Annotated in this window: 19 protein-coding genes; 3 read left to right on the forward strand and 16 right to left on the reverse strand. The window is 55.6% G+C overall.

Annotation, left to right across the window (positions count from 1 at the left end; translation table 11 throughout):
• Positions 1-56 precede the first annotated feature (56 nt).
• A complete protein-coding gene (gene mltF / locus M8013_RS17535; protein WP_271269060.1) occupies positions 57-1,607 on the forward strand; it encodes a membrane-bound lytic murein transglycosylase MltF in 1,551 nt (516 codons plus the stop codon).
• Here the strand turns inward: mltF and tadA are convergent.
• From tadA to murQ, 4 genes are all read right to left on the reverse strand, one after another.
• Positions 1,495-2,001 (reverse strand): tRNA adenosine(34) deaminase TadA, encoded by a 507-nt coding sequence (gene tadA / locus M8013_RS17540; RefSeq protein WP_271269061.1) that lies wholly within the window; start codon positions 1,999-2,001, stop codon positions 1,495-1,497. The two genes, mltF and tadA, sit on opposite strands and share 113 nt — an antisense overlap.
• A 63-nt stretch (positions 2,002-2,064) precedes the next feature.
• Positions 2,065-2,700, reverse strand: coding sequence for a phosphatidylglycerophosphatase C (yfhb, locus tag M8013_RS17545; protein WP_271269062.1), 636 nt, complete (start codon positions 2,698-2,700; stop codon positions 2,065-2,067).
• 3 nt (positions 2,701-2,703) lie between these two features.
• Complete coding sequence (locus tag M8013_RS17550) at positions 2,704-4,056, reverse strand: PTS transporter subunit EIIC (protein WP_271269063.1); 1,353 nt, start codon at positions 4,054-4,056, stop codon at positions 2,704-2,706.
• Positions 4,057-4,066: 10 nt separating this feature from the next.
• A complete protein-coding gene (gene murQ / locus M8013_RS17555; protein ID WP_271269064.1) occupies positions 4,067-4,960 on the reverse strand; it encodes an N-acetylmuramic acid 6-phosphate etherase in 894 nt (297 codons plus the stop codon).
• 117 nt (positions 4,961-5,077) lie between these two features.
• On the opposite strand from murQ, the gene M8013_RS17560 reads away from it, so the two are divergent.
• Together M8013_RS17560 and M8013_RS17565 are read left to right on the forward strand one after the other, a co-directional pair.
• Entirely contained in the window at positions 5,078-5,926 is an 849-nt protein-coding gene (locus tag M8013_RS17560; protein ID WP_271269065.1) for a MurR/RpiR family transcriptional regulator, read from the forward strand.
• A gap of 56 nt (positions 5,927-5,982) precedes the next feature.
• Positions 5,983-6,243, forward strand: coding sequence for a YfhL family 4Fe-4S dicluster ferredoxin (locus M8013_RS17565; protein ID WP_271269066.1), 261 nt, complete (start codon positions 5,983-5,985; stop codon positions 6,241-6,243).
• Here M8013_RS17565 and acpS read toward each other — a convergent pair.
• The 12 genes from acpS to rseD form a co-directional block, all read right to left on the reverse strand.
• A complete protein-coding gene (gene acpS / locus M8013_RS17570; protein ID WP_204558399.1) occupies positions 6,240-6,620 on the reverse strand; it encodes a holo-ACP synthase in 381 nt (126 codons plus the stop codon). The genes M8013_RS17565 and acpS overlap by 4 nt on opposite strands.
• Positions 6,620-7,351, reverse strand: a complete 732-nt coding sequence (pdxJ, locus tag M8013_RS17575; protein ID WP_271269067.1) for a pyridoxine 5'-phosphate synthase — start codon at positions 7,349-7,351, stop codon at positions 6,620-6,622. Before pdxJ ends, acpS begins: the two co-directional genes overlap by 1 nt.
• A 27-nt stretch (positions 7,352-7,378) precedes the next feature.
• A complete protein-coding gene (gene recO / locus M8013_RS17580; protein ID WP_271269068.1) occupies positions 7,379-8,086 on the reverse strand; it encodes a DNA repair protein RecO in 708 nt (235 codons plus the stop codon).
• An 11-nt stretch (positions 8,087-8,097) separates the two neighbouring features.
• Positions 8,098-9,003 (reverse strand): GTPase Era, encoded by a 906-nt coding sequence (era, locus tag M8013_RS17585; RefSeq protein ID WP_271269069.1) that lies wholly within the window; start codon positions 9,001-9,003, stop codon positions 8,098-8,100.
• Positions 9,000-9,680, reverse strand: coding sequence for a ribonuclease III (gene rnc, locus M8013_RS17590; protein ID WP_271269070.1), 681 nt, complete (start codon positions 9,678-9,680; stop codon positions 9,000-9,002). Before rnc ends, era begins: the two co-directional genes overlap by 4 nt.
• A 222-nt stretch (positions 9,681-9,902) precedes the next feature.
• Positions 9,903-10,877 (reverse strand): signal peptidase I, encoded by a 975-nt coding sequence (gene lepB, locus M8013_RS17595; protein WP_271269071.1) that lies wholly within the window; start codon positions 10,875-10,877, stop codon positions 9,903-9,905.
• A gap of 16 nt (positions 10,878-10,893) precedes the next feature.
• On the reverse strand, positions 10,894-12,693 hold the full coding sequence (gene lepA / locus M8013_RS17600) for a translation elongation factor 4 (RefSeq protein ID WP_271269072.1): 1,800 nt from the start codon (positions 12,691-12,693) through the stop codon (positions 10,894-10,896).
• A gap of 184 nt (positions 12,694-12,877) precedes the next feature.
• Positions 12,878-13,354 (reverse strand): SoxR-reducing system protein RseC, encoded by a 477-nt coding sequence (gene rseC / locus M8013_RS17605; protein ID WP_271269073.1) that lies wholly within the window; start codon positions 13,352-13,354, stop codon positions 12,878-12,880.
• A complete protein-coding gene (gene rseB / locus M8013_RS17610) occupies positions 13,351-14,304 on the reverse strand; it encodes a sigma-E factor regulatory protein RseB (protein ID WP_271269074.1) in 954 nt (317 codons plus the stop codon). The genes rseC and rseB overlap by 4 nt, the downstream gene beginning before the upstream one ends.
• Positions 14,304-14,954 (reverse strand): anti-sigma-E factor RseA, encoded by a 651-nt coding sequence (gene rseA / locus M8013_RS17615; protein WP_271269075.1) that lies wholly within the window; start codon positions 14,952-14,954, stop codon positions 14,304-14,306. The genes rseB and rseA overlap by 1 nt, the downstream gene beginning before the upstream one ends.
• Before the next feature lie 31 nt (positions 14,955-14,985).
• Positions 14,986-15,561 (reverse strand): RNA polymerase sigma factor RpoE, encoded by a 576-nt coding sequence (rpoE, locus tag M8013_RS17620; RefSeq protein ID WP_271269076.1) that lies wholly within the window; start codon positions 15,559-15,561, stop codon positions 14,986-14,988.
• Complete coding sequence (gene rseD, locus M8013_RS23640; RefSeq protein WP_231313890.1) at positions 15,558-15,626, reverse strand: rpoE leader peptide RseD; 69 nt, start codon at positions 15,624-15,626, stop codon at positions 15,558-15,560. The genes rpoE and rseD overlap by 4 nt, the downstream gene beginning before the upstream one ends.
• Positions 15,627-15,675: the final 49 nt, after the last annotated feature.

Raw genomic sequence — 15,675 nt, forward strand, 5'->3', positions numbered from 1 at the left:
GTTTTTACTATGGCCAGTACAGAGCGAACCAACACACAGCACATAGAATTAACTTATTGAAAAAATTAAAGATTAATTACCTTTTTATTGGCATTGTCACGTTGCTGCTGGCAGCGGCGTTATGGCCTTCCATACCCTGGTTCGGTAAAGCCGATAACCGCATCGCCGCCATCCAGGCGCGGGGGGAGCTGCGCGTCAGTACCCTCACCTCGCCACTGATCTATACCGCCATTAACGACAAAGTGATTGGGCTGGATTACGAACTGGCGCAGCAGTTTGCCGACTATCTGGGCGTGAAGCTCAAAATCACCGTGCGCCAGAACATCAGCCAGCTGTTTGACGACCTGGATCATAACGAGGCCGACATGCTGGCCGCCGGTCTGGTCTATAACAGCGAGCGCAGCAAAAACTATCAGCCGGGCCCAACCTATTACTCAGTTTCTCAGCAACTGGTTTATCGCGTAGGCAGCCTGCGCCCGCGCACGCTGGCGGCCCTTAATGCGGAAAATCTCACCGTCGCCCCCGGGCACGTGGTGATTGACGATCTGCGCACGCTGAAAGAGAAAAAATACCCCAACCTTGGCTGGACGGTCGACGAGAAGCTCGGCACCACCGAACTGCTGGAGCAGGTAAAGGACGGCAAGTTGCCTTATACCATTGCCGACTCGGTCGCGATCAGCCTGTATCAGCGTGTCCACCCGGAGCTGGCGGTGGCGCTGGATGTCACCGACGAGCAACCGGTGACCTGGTTCAGCCGACTGGACGACGACCAGACCCTGTCTGCGGCAATGCTCGATTTCTTCAACGGTATGAATGAAGACGGCACCCTGGCGCGGCTGGAAGAGAAGTATCTCGGCCACGGCGGTGGCTTTGATTATGTCGATACCCGCAGCTTCCTGCGGGCAGTGGATAATGTCCTGCCGGATCTGCAGCCGCTGTTTGAGAAGTACGCCCAGGAGATTGACTGGCGTTTACTGGCGGCTATCTCGTATCAGGAATCCCACTGGGATGCGCAAGCCACCTCGCCTACCGGCGTGCGCGGCCTGATGATGCTGACTAAAAACACCGCCCAGAGCCTGGGGCTGACCGACCGTACCGATGCCGAACAAAGCATCAGCGGCGGCGCGCGTTATCTGCAGGATATGATGGATAAGGTTCCGGAGACGGTGCCGGAAGAGGAGCGGATCTGGTTTGCACTGGCGGCATACAACATGGGCTATGCCCACATGATTGACGCCCGCGCCCTGACGGCGAAAACCAAAGGCAATCCCGACAGCTGGTCAGATGTCAAACAGCGCCTGCCGCTGCTGAGCCAGAAGCCGTATTACAACAAGCTGACCTACGGCTACGCACGGGGTCACGAGGCTTACGCCTACGTGGAAAATATTCGTAAATATCAGATAAGCCTGGTCGGCTATCTGATGGAGAAAGAGAAAAAGGCGATGGCGGCAGAGCAGCTGGCACAAAGTTACCCGGTGGTGGCGCCGAAAGAGCTTACTCGCCCGATAACGCCAATCCTGCCTTTTGTTGCTTTTTCTGCTGACGCCGCATTCGAAAGAAGTCACTTAGCATCGCCGAACACGCTGGTGCCAGTACCTCCCCAATAACATTCACCTGGTGGTTCATGCCGGGATGTCTGAGCACGTCCAGCAGTGAACCTGCCGCACCGGTTTTTTCATCCCGCGCGCCGTAAACCAGCGACCCGATCCGGCTGTGGACCATTGCGCCGGAACACATCACGCAAGGCTCAAGGGTGACATACAGGGTGGTATCCAGCAGACGGTAGTTTTGCAGCACCAGTCCGCCCTGGCGCAGGGCCATGATTTCGGCGTGGGCAGTGGGATCGTGACGGCCAATCGGACGGTTCCAGCCTTCGCCAATCACCTGATTATTGTGCACCAGTACGGCACCAACGGGCACTTCGCCCTCATCCCAGGCGCGTTTAGCAAGCTGGAGTGCATGGTGCATCCAGTATTCATGATTGTGTTCGAGGTCGGACAACGCTGATTACTCCAGTCTGAAAAGCGGGCGCATTATACACACCCGCTATACATAATCACAAAATCATTCCAGTTGCTGAAGTTCGCCGAGCGGCGTGACCCGCCAGCGATGCTGGCAGAAGTAGAGCAGCGGGTTATCCTGCTTGCTGTCGCTGTAGCCGCTGTACAGCCGCAGCGGAGTGCCGATTTGTTTCTCCAGTTGCACCACTTTCTCATGCCCGAGGCAGCGCAGGGTCAGCACCCATCCGCCGTATGCGCGCCCCATCTGGGTAGCAATAAGATTGACCCGTGGCAGCCAGGGCGTATCGAAATAGACCTGCTCGACCAGCGACTGCGGCGAGCCGGTAATCAGCCAGATGTCGGCATCGTTGGCGTTGAGGTAGTTGGTCAGCCGCTCCTGCACCACCGGAAACGCGGTAACGTGCCCGCGAAACCAGCTGGCAAAATCCTTCTCAAGCTGTTTGAGCCGCGCGTCGCTGTGGCCAAAGGTACATCCCCACAGCAGCAGGCTCATCGGCCAGCGAGCGGCGCGCCCTTTGATCAGCAGCGCCACGCCCACTATCGGCAGAAGGGGCAACACGAGCAACGCATTTAAGGGTTGTCGGCGCAGCAAGTAGCGCATAAAGGTGCCGAACATATCCTGCTGATGCAGCGTTCCGTCTAAATCAAAAAATACAACGCGACGCTCGTGATTAACCAAACCTTACTCCTCTGGATCGTTGAACCCTAACAGCCAGGTAAACAGGAACCCGGCGATAACTGCTACCAAATAGCCTAACAGATAGAGCATGACTTTTCCGGTGACGATGGTTAATGCCAGCGGCAAACCGGAAATCCCGAAGGTAATGACCGTTGCCACTTTCCAGTAGCTGATCAGCGCTCCACCCACTGCGCCCCCCAGGCAGGCACCGATAAACGGCTTGCCCAGCGGCAGCGTGACGCCAAAAATCAGCGGCTCGCCAATCCCCAACAAACCCACCGGCAGCGCGCCCTTTATCACCTTTTTCAGGCGTTGATTACGGGTTTTCATCAGCACCGCAATGGCCGCCCCGACCTGCCCAACTCCCGCCATCGACAGGATCGGCAGCAGCGCATTGTAGCCGTGTGCCTGCACCAGCTCCACGTGGATCGGCACCAGCCCCTGGTGTAATCCGGTCAATACCAGCGGCAGGAAGGTCCCCGCCAGCACCGCCCCCACCAGGAAGCCGCCGCGATCGATAGCCCAGGAAGCGCCGTGGGCGATGGATTCAGAAATCACGCCGCCCAGCGGCTGCAGGGCAATGATTGCCACGCTGCCGGTGATTAAGGTGGTCAACAGCGGATTAAGGATCAGCTCCAGCGAGCCCGGCAGAGCATTGCGCAGCTTTTTCTCGATCCAGCACATCAGCACCACCACCAGCAGGACGGCGATCACCCCGCCGCGCCCCGGCTGCAGCGCTTCACCAAACAGGGTGATTTGCGCCAGCTGCGGGCTGGAAAGGATCCCTGCCATCACCCCACCCATTGCCAGCGATCCACCAAACACTTTGGCGGTATTGACCCCCACCAGAATGTTCATGATGGCAAACACCGCGCTGCCAAAAATGCCGAGGATCCCCAGCAGGTTTGGATAGTGGGTCGCAAAGTCGCCGACAATGTCCGGGCGTTTAAGAATGTTAATAATGCCAGTGATCAGCCCCGAAGCGATAAAGGCCGGGATCAGCGGAATAAACACGTTCGCCAGCTGGCGCAACGCGTCGCTCATCGGCGCTTTATATTTGGCCTTGGCCTGCGCTTTGGTGCGATCGGCGTCATCAACCACCGCGCCGCCCATCAGCGAGCGCATGGCATCCACCACCTGCGCGGCTTTGCCGGGGCCGACAATGAGCTGGTGCTGCGCCCCCTGCTTTACATAGCCACTGATGCCGGGCAGTTTTTTGAGCCGCGTCAGATCGAGCTTGTCATCATCCTGGACTTCAACGCGTACCCGCGTCATGCAGTTTTCCAGACGCAGAATATTGTGCTCCCCGCCGATACCAGCAAGAATATCGCTGGCGAGCGCCACTGTTTTTTCCATACACGCCTCTTTAGTTTTCTAATGCTGCCCGTAAGAATCCCTGATGCGCATCGAGTTTTGCCCGCGCTGCGGCGGCATCGAGCCCGCTGAGAATCATCAAAATGGCCGGTTTGACGTCATACCCGGTCTGCTGAAGTACCGCTTCGGCTTCTTCACGCGCCGCGCCAGTGGCCTCAACCACCATCCGGCACGCCCGGTCGACAAGCTTCACGTTGGTGGCTTTCATGTCCACCATCAGGTTCTGATACACCTTGCCAAATTTCACCATTGCCCCGGTGGAGATCATGTTCAGCACCAGCTTCTGCGCGGTGCCGGATTTCATGCGCGTTGATCCGGTCAGGGCTTCTGGCCCTACGACCGGGGAGATAGCAATCGCCGCAACCTGGGCGATTGGCGAGCCCGGATTACAGGAGATCGCCACCGTGGTACAGCCGGTCAGGTTGGCATACTCCAGCCCGCCAATCACATACGGCGTGCGGCCGGAGGCGGCGAGCCCCACCACCAGATCGACAGCGGTCAGGTTGAGGGCCTTCAGGTCATCTTCGCCAAGCTGTTTGCTGTCCTCAGCCCCTTCTACCGCTTTCAGCAGCGCGCCGGGACCGCCGGCAATCAGGCCGATCACCAGACCGTGTGGCACGCCGAAGGTCGGCGGGCATTCTGAGGCATCCAGCACCCCGAGACGTCCGCTGGTTCCCGCTCCCATGTAAATGATCCGCCCGCCCGCTTTCAGCGCGACAGCGGCGGCATCCACGGCTTTGGCCACTTCAGGCAATGTCTCTTTTACTGCCTGCGCGACCAGCGTATCCTGCTGATTAAAACGAGTAACAAGGTCAAGCGTGGAAAGCGCGTCCAGATCCAGTGTTTGTGGGTTGCGGGATTCTGAAACGAGTGAGCCGAGATTCATCTTTTGTACCTCAAGAATTTTTAATTCATAATAGTCACACTATAATGGAATATAAAATTCATTCAGGCGAGAAGAATTCGCAATTGCTGTAGTCATCACATTTCGCCAGGAGTACGCATGAACTGTTTAATTCGGATCCGCCAGCGCTATGCGGGTCTTGCCCAGAGCGACAAAAAGCTGGCGGATTTTTTGCTCTCCCAGCCCGATCGCGCGCGCCACTTAAGCTCGCAGCAGCTGGCCAGCGAAGCGGGCGTTAGCCAGTCCAGCGTGGTTAAATTTGCCCAAAAGATGGGGTTTAAAGGCTTTCCGGCGCTGAAACTTGCGATCAGCGAAGCGCTGGCCAGTAACCCTAACCCGCAGTCGATGCCGGTGCATAATCAGATCCGTGGCGATGACCCGATGCGCCTCGTCGGCGAGAAGCTGATCAAAGAGAAGGTCGCGGCGATGCACGCCACGCTGGACGTTAACAGCGAAGAGAAGCTGCTCGAAAGCGTTGGCATGCTGCGCGCGGCGCGGCGGGTGATCCTGACCGGGATTGGTGCCTCCGGGCTGGTGGCGCGTAATTTTGGCTGGAAGTTGAATAAAATTGGCCTGATCGCCATTGCTGAGCAGGACATGCACGCCCTGCTGGCGACGGTCCAGGCGATGGCACCCGACGATCTGCTGCTGGCCATCTCCTACTCCGGTGAACGACGGGAGATCAATCTCGCCGCCGATGAGGCGCTGCGCGTAGGCGGCAAAATTCTGGCGATCACTGGTTTTACTCCCAATGCCCTGCAGCAGCGTGCGACGCGCTGTCTGTACACCATCGCCGAGGAGCAGGCCACCCGCAGCGCAGCGATTTCATCCACCAGCGCACAGATGCTGCTGACCGACCTGCTGTTTATGGCGCTGGTTCAGCAGGATCTGGAGCATGCCCCGGAGCGTATTCGCCACAGTGAGGCGCTGGTAAAAAAACTGGTTTGAGCAGGGTATGAGAGTATAATGCCCGCCCTGTTAGTAATGTTTCTGAGAATTTCCTGATGGCGCTGTTAATTACCAAAAAATGCATCAATTGCGATATGTGCGAGCCCGAATGCCCTAACCAGGCCATCTCGATGGGTGACGACATTTATGAGATTAACAGCGACCTCTGCACCGAATGCGTCGGCCATTATGAAACACCGACCTGCCAGAAGGTGTGCCCGATCCCCAATACGATCCTGAAAGACCCGGCACGTCCTGAATCCGACGAGCAGCTGTGGGATAAGTTTGTCCTGATGCACCACGCGGACAAAATCTAACTTTCGATAATCACCGTCGCGCAGGCGTAATGACGTTCATCCGCCAGCGTCACGTGCATGTGCGCCACGCCCAGCTTTTCTGCCAGTTTTAACGCCTCGCCCCACAGACGCAGCCGCGGCTTGCCCAGCTCATCGTTAAACACTTCGAACTGATTAAACGCCAGACCGTTGCGGATCCCGGTGCCGAAGGCTTTGGCCGCCGCTTCTTTGACGGCAAAACGTTTGGCAAGAAAACGCACCGGCTGCTGGTGCGTTTCCCAGATGGCCCATTCGTTATCGCTGAGCACCCGTCGCGCCAGGCGATCGCCGCTGCGGGAAATCACCGCTTCGATACGGGTGATTTCAACGATATCGGTTCCTAAGCCAAGGATGGCCATTACTTGCGCGCTTCCAGCATCAGGCGCTTCATCTCGGCAACGGCTTCTTTCAGTCCGCTCATCACCGCACGACCGATAATCGCGTGACCAATGTTCAGCTCGTGCATTTCCGGGATCGCCGCAATGGCTTTGACGTTATGGTAAGTCAGTCCGTGACCGGCGTTGACCTTCAGGCCAAGGCCCGCCGCATAGGTTGCGGCTTTGGCGATGCGCGCCAGTTCTTTGGCCTGAGCGGCTTCGTCTTCAGCATCGGCATAGCAGCCGGTATGAATTTCAATGTATGGCGCGCCCGCGTCCGCAGCGGCTTTAATCTGCGCATCGTCAGCATCAATGAACAGCGACACCAGAATACCGGCATCGGCCAGACGTTTGCAGGCATCGCGCATTTTGTCCAGTTGCCCGGCGACATCCAGCCCGCCTTCGGTGGTCACTTCCTGACGTTTTTCCGGCACCAGGCAGCAGAAATGCGGCTTCGTCTCAACGGCAATCGCCAGCATCTCTTCGGTAACCGCCATCTCCAGGTTCATGCGCGTATCCAGCGTCTGACGCAGCACGCGCACGTCACGGTCGGTGATGTGACGGCGATCTTCACGCAGATGCACGGTAATGCCGTCTGCACCCGCCTGCTCGGCGATAAATGCCGCCTGAACCGGGTCAGGATACGCGGTGCCGCGCGCATTGCGCAGCGTGGCGATGTGGTCAATGTTGATGCCTAACAGTAATTCAGCCATGACAATCCTCGGTTTTCTTTTCGTTCGTTAACGCTTCGGCAAAAACTGCCGGAATAATTCTCGGCTCTTTAAGGGCTTGCCACCAAGATACGGCTTGAGCGCAATGCGGGTAAAGCGTTTTGCCGCCCGCAGCGTGCTGGCATCAGGAAATTCGCGTTCCGCCAGCGCCCGGAGATCCCGTCCGGTAAACGTGCTGTTATCGATGACAATGCTCGCGATAAACCCTTTCTCTTCGCGATAGCGGTAGGTCATGGTGTCATCCACAAGATCACCGCTGCCCGCACAGTGCAGAAAATCCACGCCGTATCCCAGATGCCCGAGCAGCGCCAGCTCAAAGCGGCGTAGCGCAGGCTCCGGCGAGCCGGTGCTGCCTGCAAGCGCCTGGATACAGTACAGATAGTCGAAAAAGAGTTCAGAAAAGCGGGTCTCATGTTCCAGTACGCGCGAGACAAGCTCGTTCACATACAGACCGCTATACAGCGTAATACCAGAGAGGGGGAGCGCCAGAGAGACGGCTTCAGCACTGCGCAGAGTTTTGACTTCTCCGCGTCCGCCAAAACGCACCAGCAGGGGTGTGAAGGGTTGCAGAGCGCCCTTCAGGTTCGAACGTTTGGAACGTGCGCCTTTAGCAACAAGGCGCACGCGACCGGATTCTTCCGTGAAGACGTCCAGCATCAGGCTGGTTTCGCTCCACGGACGACTATGCAGGACGAATGCGCGCTGCCAGCCTTCCACGTTTACGTGGCTTAGACGTCGTCGCCGTAACCCAGACTGCGCAGTGCGCGCTCGTCATCGGCCCAGCCAGATTTCACCTTCACCCACAGTTCAAGGTGAACCGGGGCTTCAAACATCTCCTGCATGTCCTTACGGGCTTCGATACCGATGGTTTTGATTTTGGCGCCTTTGTTGCCAATAACCATCTTCTTCTGCCCTTCGCGCTCAACGAGGATCAACCCGTTGATGTCGTACCCACCGCGCTCGTTGGTCTGGAAACGCTCGATTTCCACGGTAACGGAGTACGGCAGCTCAGCGCCAAGGAAACGCATCAGCTTTTCACGGATGATTTCAGACGCCATAAAGCGCTGAGAACGGTCAGTGATGTAATCTTCCGGGAAGTGATGAATCGCTTCCGGCAGATGCTTACGCACGATGCCCGCGAGGGTATCCACGTTCATCCCGGTTTCCGCAGACATCGGGACGATATCGAGGAAGTTCATCTGGGTTGCCAGGAACTGCAGGTGCGGCAGCAGATCGGCTTTTTCCTGTACGTTGTCCACTTTGTTGACCGCGAGGATCACCGGGGCTTTGCCGTCACGCAGCTTGTTCAGCACCATCTCGTCGTCCGCCGTCCAGCGGGTGCCTTCGACCACGAAGATAATCAGCTCAACGTCACCGATAGAGCTGCTCGCCGCTTTATTCATCAGGCGGTTGATGGCACGTTTTTCTTCGATGTGCAGGCCCGGGGTATCAACATAAATGGCCTGATACTCACCTTCGGTATGAATACCGACAATGCGGTGACGCGTGGTCTGCGCCTTGCGAGAGGTGATGGAAATTTTCTGACCCAGCAGATTATTCAGCAGGGTGGATTTGCCAACGTTCGGGCGTCCGACGATGGCGATAAAACCGCAGTAACTTTTTTCTTCGCTCATTCCAGCTCCAGTATTTTCAACGCCTGTTCGGCGGCAGCCTGTTCAGCCTTACGACGGCTTGAACCTGTGCCAACCACCGGTTCACTCAGGCCGCTAACCTGGCAATGGATGGTAAATTCTTGATCGTGTGCTTCGCCACGAACCTGCACCACCAGATACGATGGCAGCGGCAGATGGCGACCCTGCAGGTACTCCTGCAAACGGGTCTTTGGATCTTTCTGTTTATCGCCGGGACTGATTTCATCCAGACGCGACTGATACCAGTTCAGGATCAGCTGTTCAACCGTCTGGATGCCGCTGTCGAGGAAAACACCGCCGATCAGTGCTTCGACCGTATCCGCGAGAATAGATTCACGACGGAAACCGCCGCTTTTCAGTTCGCCAGGACCGAGTCGCAGACATTCACCCAGTTCAAATTCGCGAGCAATCTCAGCAAGCGTATTGCCACGAACCAGCGTTGCACGCATGCGGCTCATATCACCTTCGTCCACCCGCGGGAAACGATGATAAAGCGCATTGGCAATAACGTAACTCAATATGGAGTCGCCCAGAAACTCGAGACGCTCGTTGTGTTTGCTGCTGGCACTGCGGTGGGTTAATGCCTGTTGCAACAACTCCTGATGCTGAAAAGTGTAGCCCAGCTTTCGTTGAAGCCGATTTATTACGATGGGGTTCATGCGATACCAATAAATGAATGCGTCAAAAATGCAGCACACGAAACCGTCCTGAGATAGCCAACGCGGTTTCGTGTGCCGTGGCACTGAGTCAGCGCCAACCTTAAACTTCGGGGGAATATTCTATACGCAACGACAAGGGTTGTCGTTAGTCTCCAGGCATTTATCCGTTAAATAATTAACGTAGCCTCCCATAAAGGAGGCTACGTATTCATTTATCAGCAATTAATGGATGCCGCCAATACGATTTAAGCGTACGCCGGTCGGCCACTCGCCTTCCTGTTTCTCAAAACTCATCCAGATAGCGGTCGCTTTGCCCACCAGATTCGCTTCCGGCACAAAGCCCCAGTAACGGCTGTCCGCGCTATTATCGCGGTTATCACCCATCATGAAGTAATGTCCCGGTGGCACAATCCAGGTCGCCAGCTGCTGGCCTGGCTGCTGATAGTACATACCCAACTGATCCTGGGCGATCGAGACGGTCAGAATACGGTGGGTCACATCACCCAGCGTCTCTTTACGCTCGCTGAGACGGATCCCGTTCTCTTTGCTCTCGCCTTTCGGCAGCTGGAAGAAACCGCTGGTCGCTTCGCCACCGTTACGACGGGCAAAGGTCTGCACAAAATCGCTTGGTTCAACGCCGGAATAGGTCACCGCTAACGCGCTGCCACAGGCGGTACCCGAACTGCAACCTGGCTGAACCGTCACTTCTTTGGATACGGGGTTATAAGTCACTTTATCGCCCGGTACGCCGACGGTGCGTTTGATGTAGTCCAGACGCGGATCGTCCGGATACTTAAACACCACAATGTCACCGCGCTTCGGATGGCCGGTTTCGATCAGCGTTTTCTGGTAGATCGGATCTTTAATGCCGTAGGCAAACTTCTCCACCAGAATAAAATCACCGATCAGCAGCGTTGGCATCATCGAACCGGATGGGATCTGGAAAGGTTCATAGATGAACGAACGTACCACCAGCACAATAGCCAGCACCGGAAAGACCGAAGCACCCGTTTCCAGCCAGCCTGGTTTCGGGCTAACTTTTTTCAGGGTTTTCGGATCTAACTGGTCGCCAGTGGCCGCCTGTGCGGCAGCCTGACGTTCGCGACGTTTCGGTGCAAAAATAAACTTATCCAGACACCACAACAGCCCCGTCACCAGTGTGGCAATCACCAGGATCAGGGCAAACTTGTTCGCCATGCCAACTCCTTAAGAATTATTTTCCGTCTTTACCCACGTGCAGAATGGCGAGGAACGCTTCCTGCGGCAGCTCGACGTTACCGACCTGCTTCATACGTTTCTTACCGTCTTTCTGCTTCTGGAGCAGCTTTTTCTTACGGCTGACGTCACCGCCATAGCATTTCGCCAGAACGTTTTTACGCAGCTGTTTGACCGTTGCGCGGGCGATAATGTGGTTACCAATAGCAGCCTGAATCGCGATATCGAACTGCTGACGTGGGATGAGTTCTTTCATCTTTTCCACCAGTTCACGGCCGCGATACGGTGCGTTATCGTTGTGGGTGATCAACGCCAGCGCATCAACACGCTCGCTGTTAATCAGCACATCCACACGTACCATGTTAGATGCCTGGAAACGTTTGAAGTTGTAGTCCAGCGATGCATAACCGCGCGACGTTGACTTCAGGCGATCGAAGAAGTCGAGTACCACTTCCGCCATTGGGATTTCATAGGTCAACGCCACCTGATTTCCGTGATAGACCATGTTGGTCTGCACACCACGTTTTTCGATACACAGGGTAATAACGTTGCCTAAGAATTCTTGCGGCAGCAGCATGTGACACTCCGCGATAGGCTCGCGCAGTTCAGCAATGTTGTTCAGCGGTGGCAGCTTGGACGGGCTGTCGACGTAGATAGTCTCTTTGGAGGTGGTCTCTACTTCGTAAACTACCGTCGGTGCCGTGGTGATCAGATCCAGATCGTATTCACGTTCCAGACGCTCCTGGATGATCTCCATGTGCAACAGGCCAAGGAAGCCACAGCGGAAGCCGAAGCCCAGCGCCGTTGAGCTTTCTGGCTCATAGAACAGAGAGGCATCGTTCAGGCTCAGTTTGCCGAGTGCGTCACGGAAGTTCTCGTAATCGTCGGAGCTCACCGGGAACAGACCCGCGTAAACCTGCGGCTTCACTTTTTTAAAGCCTGGCAGTGCTTTATCTGCCGGGTTACGTGCCTGGGTCAGGGTATCGCCAACCGGCGCGCCCAGAATGTCTTTGATTGCACACACCAGCCAGCCAACCTCACCGCACTTCAGTTCGGTACGGTCAACCTGCTTCGGCGTGAAGATCCCCAGGCGATCGGCGTTATAGACCTGACCGGTACTCATAACCTTGATCTTATCGCCTTTACGCATGGTGCCGTTTTTAATACGCACCAGCGAGACAACGCCCAGATAGTTATCGAACCAGGAGTCGATGATCAGCGCCTGCAGCGGGCCATCAGCATCACCTTCCGGGCCCGGAATTTCACGCACCAGACGTTCAAGAACGTCGGTCACGCCCACGCCGGTTTTCGCCGAGCAGCGCACCGCGTCGGTGGCATCGATACCGACGATGTCTTCAATCTCTTCCGCTACACGATCAGGATCGGCCGCAGGCAGGTCGATTTTGTTAAGCACCGGCACCACGTGAAGATCCATTTCCAGCGCGGTATAGCAGTTAGCCAGCGTCTGGGCTTCTACGCCCTGCCCGGCATCAACCACCAGCAGCGCGCCTTCACAGGCCGCCAGCGAACGGGAAACTTCATAAGAGAAGTCAACGTGGCCTGGGGTATCGATGAAATTCAGTTGATAAGTTTCGCCATCAGCAGATTTAAAGTCGAGCGTTACGCTTTGCGCTTTGATGGTGATACCACGTTCGCGTTCCAGGTCCATGGAGTCCAGTACCTGGGCTTCCATTTCACGATCAGACAGGCCACCGCAAATCTGGATAATACGGTCAGACAGCGTCGACTTACCGTGGTCAATGTGAGCAATGATCGAAAAGTTACGTATGTTCTTCATATAGTTAATAATTATGCCTTACGAATTCCTGGAGGCCGCGGTTCTTAGCCTGACGTTTTTCAGTGCGAAAACGCAGCATTCTACACTACATCTCCTTAACCAGGAAATGCTCTTCCCGCAAGCTTAGCGTGAAGATTCGGCATTTTCTTTTATGAGATATAAATATAATAAAGCCCGGTTAAATTCACCGGGCTTCTGAAGAGAGAATTTCAACACGAAGCTCATCGGGCGGTAACCCGACGCTGAGGATAACCGGTTGCCATGCTTCACGCGCTGCGAGCTTATGCGAAAAACCGCGCGCCAGTAAAAAGCCGCCTACGCCGCCCAGCGCCGCGCCGCACATTGCGGCCAGATCGGTGCCAAACATGACCTGGAATACACCGCCAAGCGCAAACAGGCCCACCAGCGGGGAAAGGTAGACCAGCATGGCAGAACCCAGCAGGCTGCCTTCAGCGATGCCTAATTCCACCTTTTGTCCTTCGACCAGCGGTTGAGCGCTGGGTACGACGATGGTGTGCGTGGTTTGTGGGCCCAGCTTATTGAGGACCCGGCTTCCGCAGCCAGCTCGGGAGGCGCAGCTGTTGCAGGAGGCTTTAACATCACAGCTGACCTGTGCGACACCGTCCTGCCATGAAACAACGGTTGCCCATTCTTTGATCATTGTCCGGCCTTGAATTTAATACTGTCAGCGATGCGTTTGGCCGTCGGTGGCGGCAGTTCACCGACGATGGTGATCTCGGCGTTATCGCGGACCGTGGTACTCACCGTACGACGACCGGTGCGCAGCATCTGATCGGCGCTCACCGGTGTGGCCCGATTGATATTCACCGAGAAGCTAAACAACCCGTCGGAATAGAGACGCGATTCAACCGGCGTATCAATCGTAGGCAGCTGACGTCGACTGCTGGAGACTTCACTAAACCCTTGCGGGATCCAGTTGGGCGCCCAGTTGAAATTAACCGTATCGCCCACTGGCACGGAAAGCAGCGGCGGCAGGTTGGCTTTTGCCAGATTCTGCATGCTGTTACCCACCTGGTTATCCACAGTAAAGGAGATCACCCGGAACTGTTCCAGCGTCTCACCGTCGCGATCCAGCAGGTCGACACGCATCGGCAGCTTAGTTTCTGCATCCATCCAGACGATATAGCTATAGCGCGTACCGTCTCTTGCAACCACACGCAGAACATCGCACAGCCTGTCGGCAATACGGGTGCGGCCTACCGAGATAAAGTCGTAGTAAGGCGCAAGACGCTTGAAGTCGGTATAGATCAGCGAAGGCAGCGAATCAACAATGTAGTCGCCGTTCAGCGTAAAGGGTTCAAGCCCCGGCTCAAAGTAGCTGATTTCATTGCCACGCTGCACCACTTCGCGGCGCGGGCCATCCATCTGCAAGAGCTGGGCAAGCGGCTGTTTATCAAGTCGGGCATGGCGGTAGCGTAAAGACTCTACACCTTGCTTGTTGATACTAATAAAAGCCAGTTCGTAGTTGAGTGACTGGCTGGCCTGGTTCATTTGCTGCAACAACGCCCCGGATGAATTATCAGCCGAGGCGTTTACAGAGAAGAACAGGCTACCCGCCATCAGAGACATGGCGCACCAAAGCTGCTTCATTACTGCGATTGCGTTCCTAAGGTTTGGTTTCCGGGCACTTGCACAGCAGCTTGCTGGGTTTGTGCCTGCTCAAACTGGAGCTGTTCGGAATGCAGACGACGCTGCAATTCATAATCCTGCAACATCGCATTAATGCGACGGCGCTGCTCTTGTACCTGCTGTTGCTGACCGGCTCCCGCCGATGCATCAGAGGGTATGCCCAGACTAACCGGGCTAGCTTTGCCCATCATCGGCAGCGTATTAAACACTGGCGCTTCTGGCTGCTGGTTCGCTTCAGATTGGGTATTATACTGCTGGACGCCAACAATAACTGCAAGCGATACGCAAGCAGCCACTCCCATTTGAGTCAATTGACTCGCCCAGGGACGCACTTTGGTCCAGAACGGCATCTTCTGCCACAGGTGCGGTGCAGGTTGGGCTTCAGGAATCAGCGGAGTGGCCTGAGAAACAGGTTCGTTCTCAATAGCAGCCATTACGCGTGCTGAGATATCGAAATGAAGGACGTCGCCGGTATCACCACGCAAGGAGTCGCGGATGAGGTGATAACTCTCCCAGGTTTTTTGCATCTCAGGAGAGCGAGAGAGCTCGTCGAGCAGCTCACTGTCCAGCGTTTCACCATCCATTAAAGCGGAAAGTTTTTCTTTCTGCATGCCTAATACCTTTTCCAGTATCCCGCTAGAGTCAACGCCTGATTAGCGGTTGAACTTTATTATCAATAGCTTCTCGCGCGCGAAAAATTCGCGAGCGAACAGTACCGACCGGGCAATCCATGATAGCGGCTATCTCTTCATAGCTCAGTCCATCCAGCTCCCGCAACGTAATTGCCATGCGTAAATCTTCCGGGAGCGACTCGATGGTACGAAAAACTATTTGTCTCAGTTCTTCTGACAACATTAAGTTCTCAGGGTTCGAAATTTCTTTCAGCGCGCCGCCGCTTTCAAAATTCTCTGCGTCGATAGCGTCCACATCGCTTGAAGGCGGACGACGGCCCTGAGCAACCAGGTAATTTTTGGCCGTATTGACGGCAATACGGTACAGCCAGGTATAAAAAGCACTATCCCCCCGGAAAGATTCCAGCGCGCGATAGGCTTTAATAAAAGATTCTTGCACTACATCAGGGACATCCCCTGACGGTACATAGCGGGAAACCAGACTCGCCACTTTATGCTGGTAGCGTACCACCAGTAAGTTAAAGGCTTTCTGTTCTCCCTTCTGGACCCGTTCAACCAGGACCTGGTCCGTTAACTGCTCGCTCATCCGAGGTAATGTCTCCCCAAACCTAAAATCCACGCGTTATCGAAACGCCACTCCAAACACTGCACTGTGAGCAAGCAGTTGCTTTGAGGGTCTTTTTTTCAATTAGTTCCGTCA

This window comes from Silvania confinis, from assembly GCF_025564085.1.
GTDB lineage: Bacteria > Pseudomonadota > Gammaproteobacteria > Enterobacterales > Enterobacteriaceae > Enterobacter > Enterobacter confinis.

Excerpts from the sequence above, each read along its gene's own strand:
- M8013_RS17550 (WP_271269063.1), bottom strand. The coding sequence starts at position 4,056 with ATGGAAAAAACAGTGGCGCTCGCCAGCGATATTCTTGCTGGTATCGGC.
- murQ (WP_271269064.1), bottom strand. The coding sequence starts at position 4,960 with ATGAATCTCGGCTCACTCGTTTCAGAATCCCGCAACCCACAAACACTG.
- M8013_RS17560 (WP_271269065.1), top strand. The coding sequence starts at position 5,078 with ATGAACTGTTTAATTCGGATCCGCCAGCGCTATGCGGGTCTTGCCCAG.
- M8013_RS17565 (WP_271269066.1), top strand. The coding sequence starts at position 5,983 with ATGGCGCTGTTAATTACCAAAAAATGCATCAATTGCGATATGTGCGAG.
- acpS (WP_204558399.1), bottom strand. The coding sequence starts at position 6,620 with ATGGCCATCCTTGGCTTAGGAACCGATATCGTTGAAATCACCCGTATC.
- pdxJ (WP_271269067.1), bottom strand. The coding sequence starts at position 7,351 with ATGGCTGAATTACTGTTAGGCATCAACATTGACCACATCGCCACGCTG.
- era (WP_271269069.1), bottom strand. The coding sequence starts at position 9,003 with ATGAGCGAAGAAAAAAGTTACTGCGGTTTTATCGCCATCGTCGGACGC.
- rnc (WP_271269070.1), bottom strand. The coding sequence starts at position 9,680 with ATGAACCCCATCGTAATAAATCGGCTTCAACGAAAGCTGGGCTACACT.
- lepB (WP_271269071.1), bottom strand. The coding sequence starts at position 10,877 with ATGGCGAACAAGTTTGCCCTGATCCTGGTGATTGCCACACTGGTGACG.
- lepA (WP_271269072.1), bottom strand. The coding sequence starts at position 12,693 with ATGAAGAACATACGTAACTTTTCGATCATTGCTCACATTGACCACGGT.
- rseC (WP_271269073.1), bottom strand. The coding sequence starts at position 13,354 with ATGATCAAAGAATGGGCAACCGTTGTTTCATGGCAGGACGGTGTCGCA.
- rseB (WP_271269074.1), bottom strand. The coding sequence starts at position 14,304 with ATGAAGCAGCTTTGGTGCGCCATGTCTCTGATGGCGGGTAGCCTGTTC.
- rseA (WP_271269075.1), bottom strand. The coding sequence starts at position 14,954 with ATGCAGAAAGAAAAACTTTCCGCTTTAATGGATGGTGAAACGCTGGAC.
- rpoE (WP_271269076.1), bottom strand. The coding sequence starts at position 15,561 with ATGAGCGAGCAGTTAACGGACCAGGTCCTGGTTGAACGGGTCCAGAAG.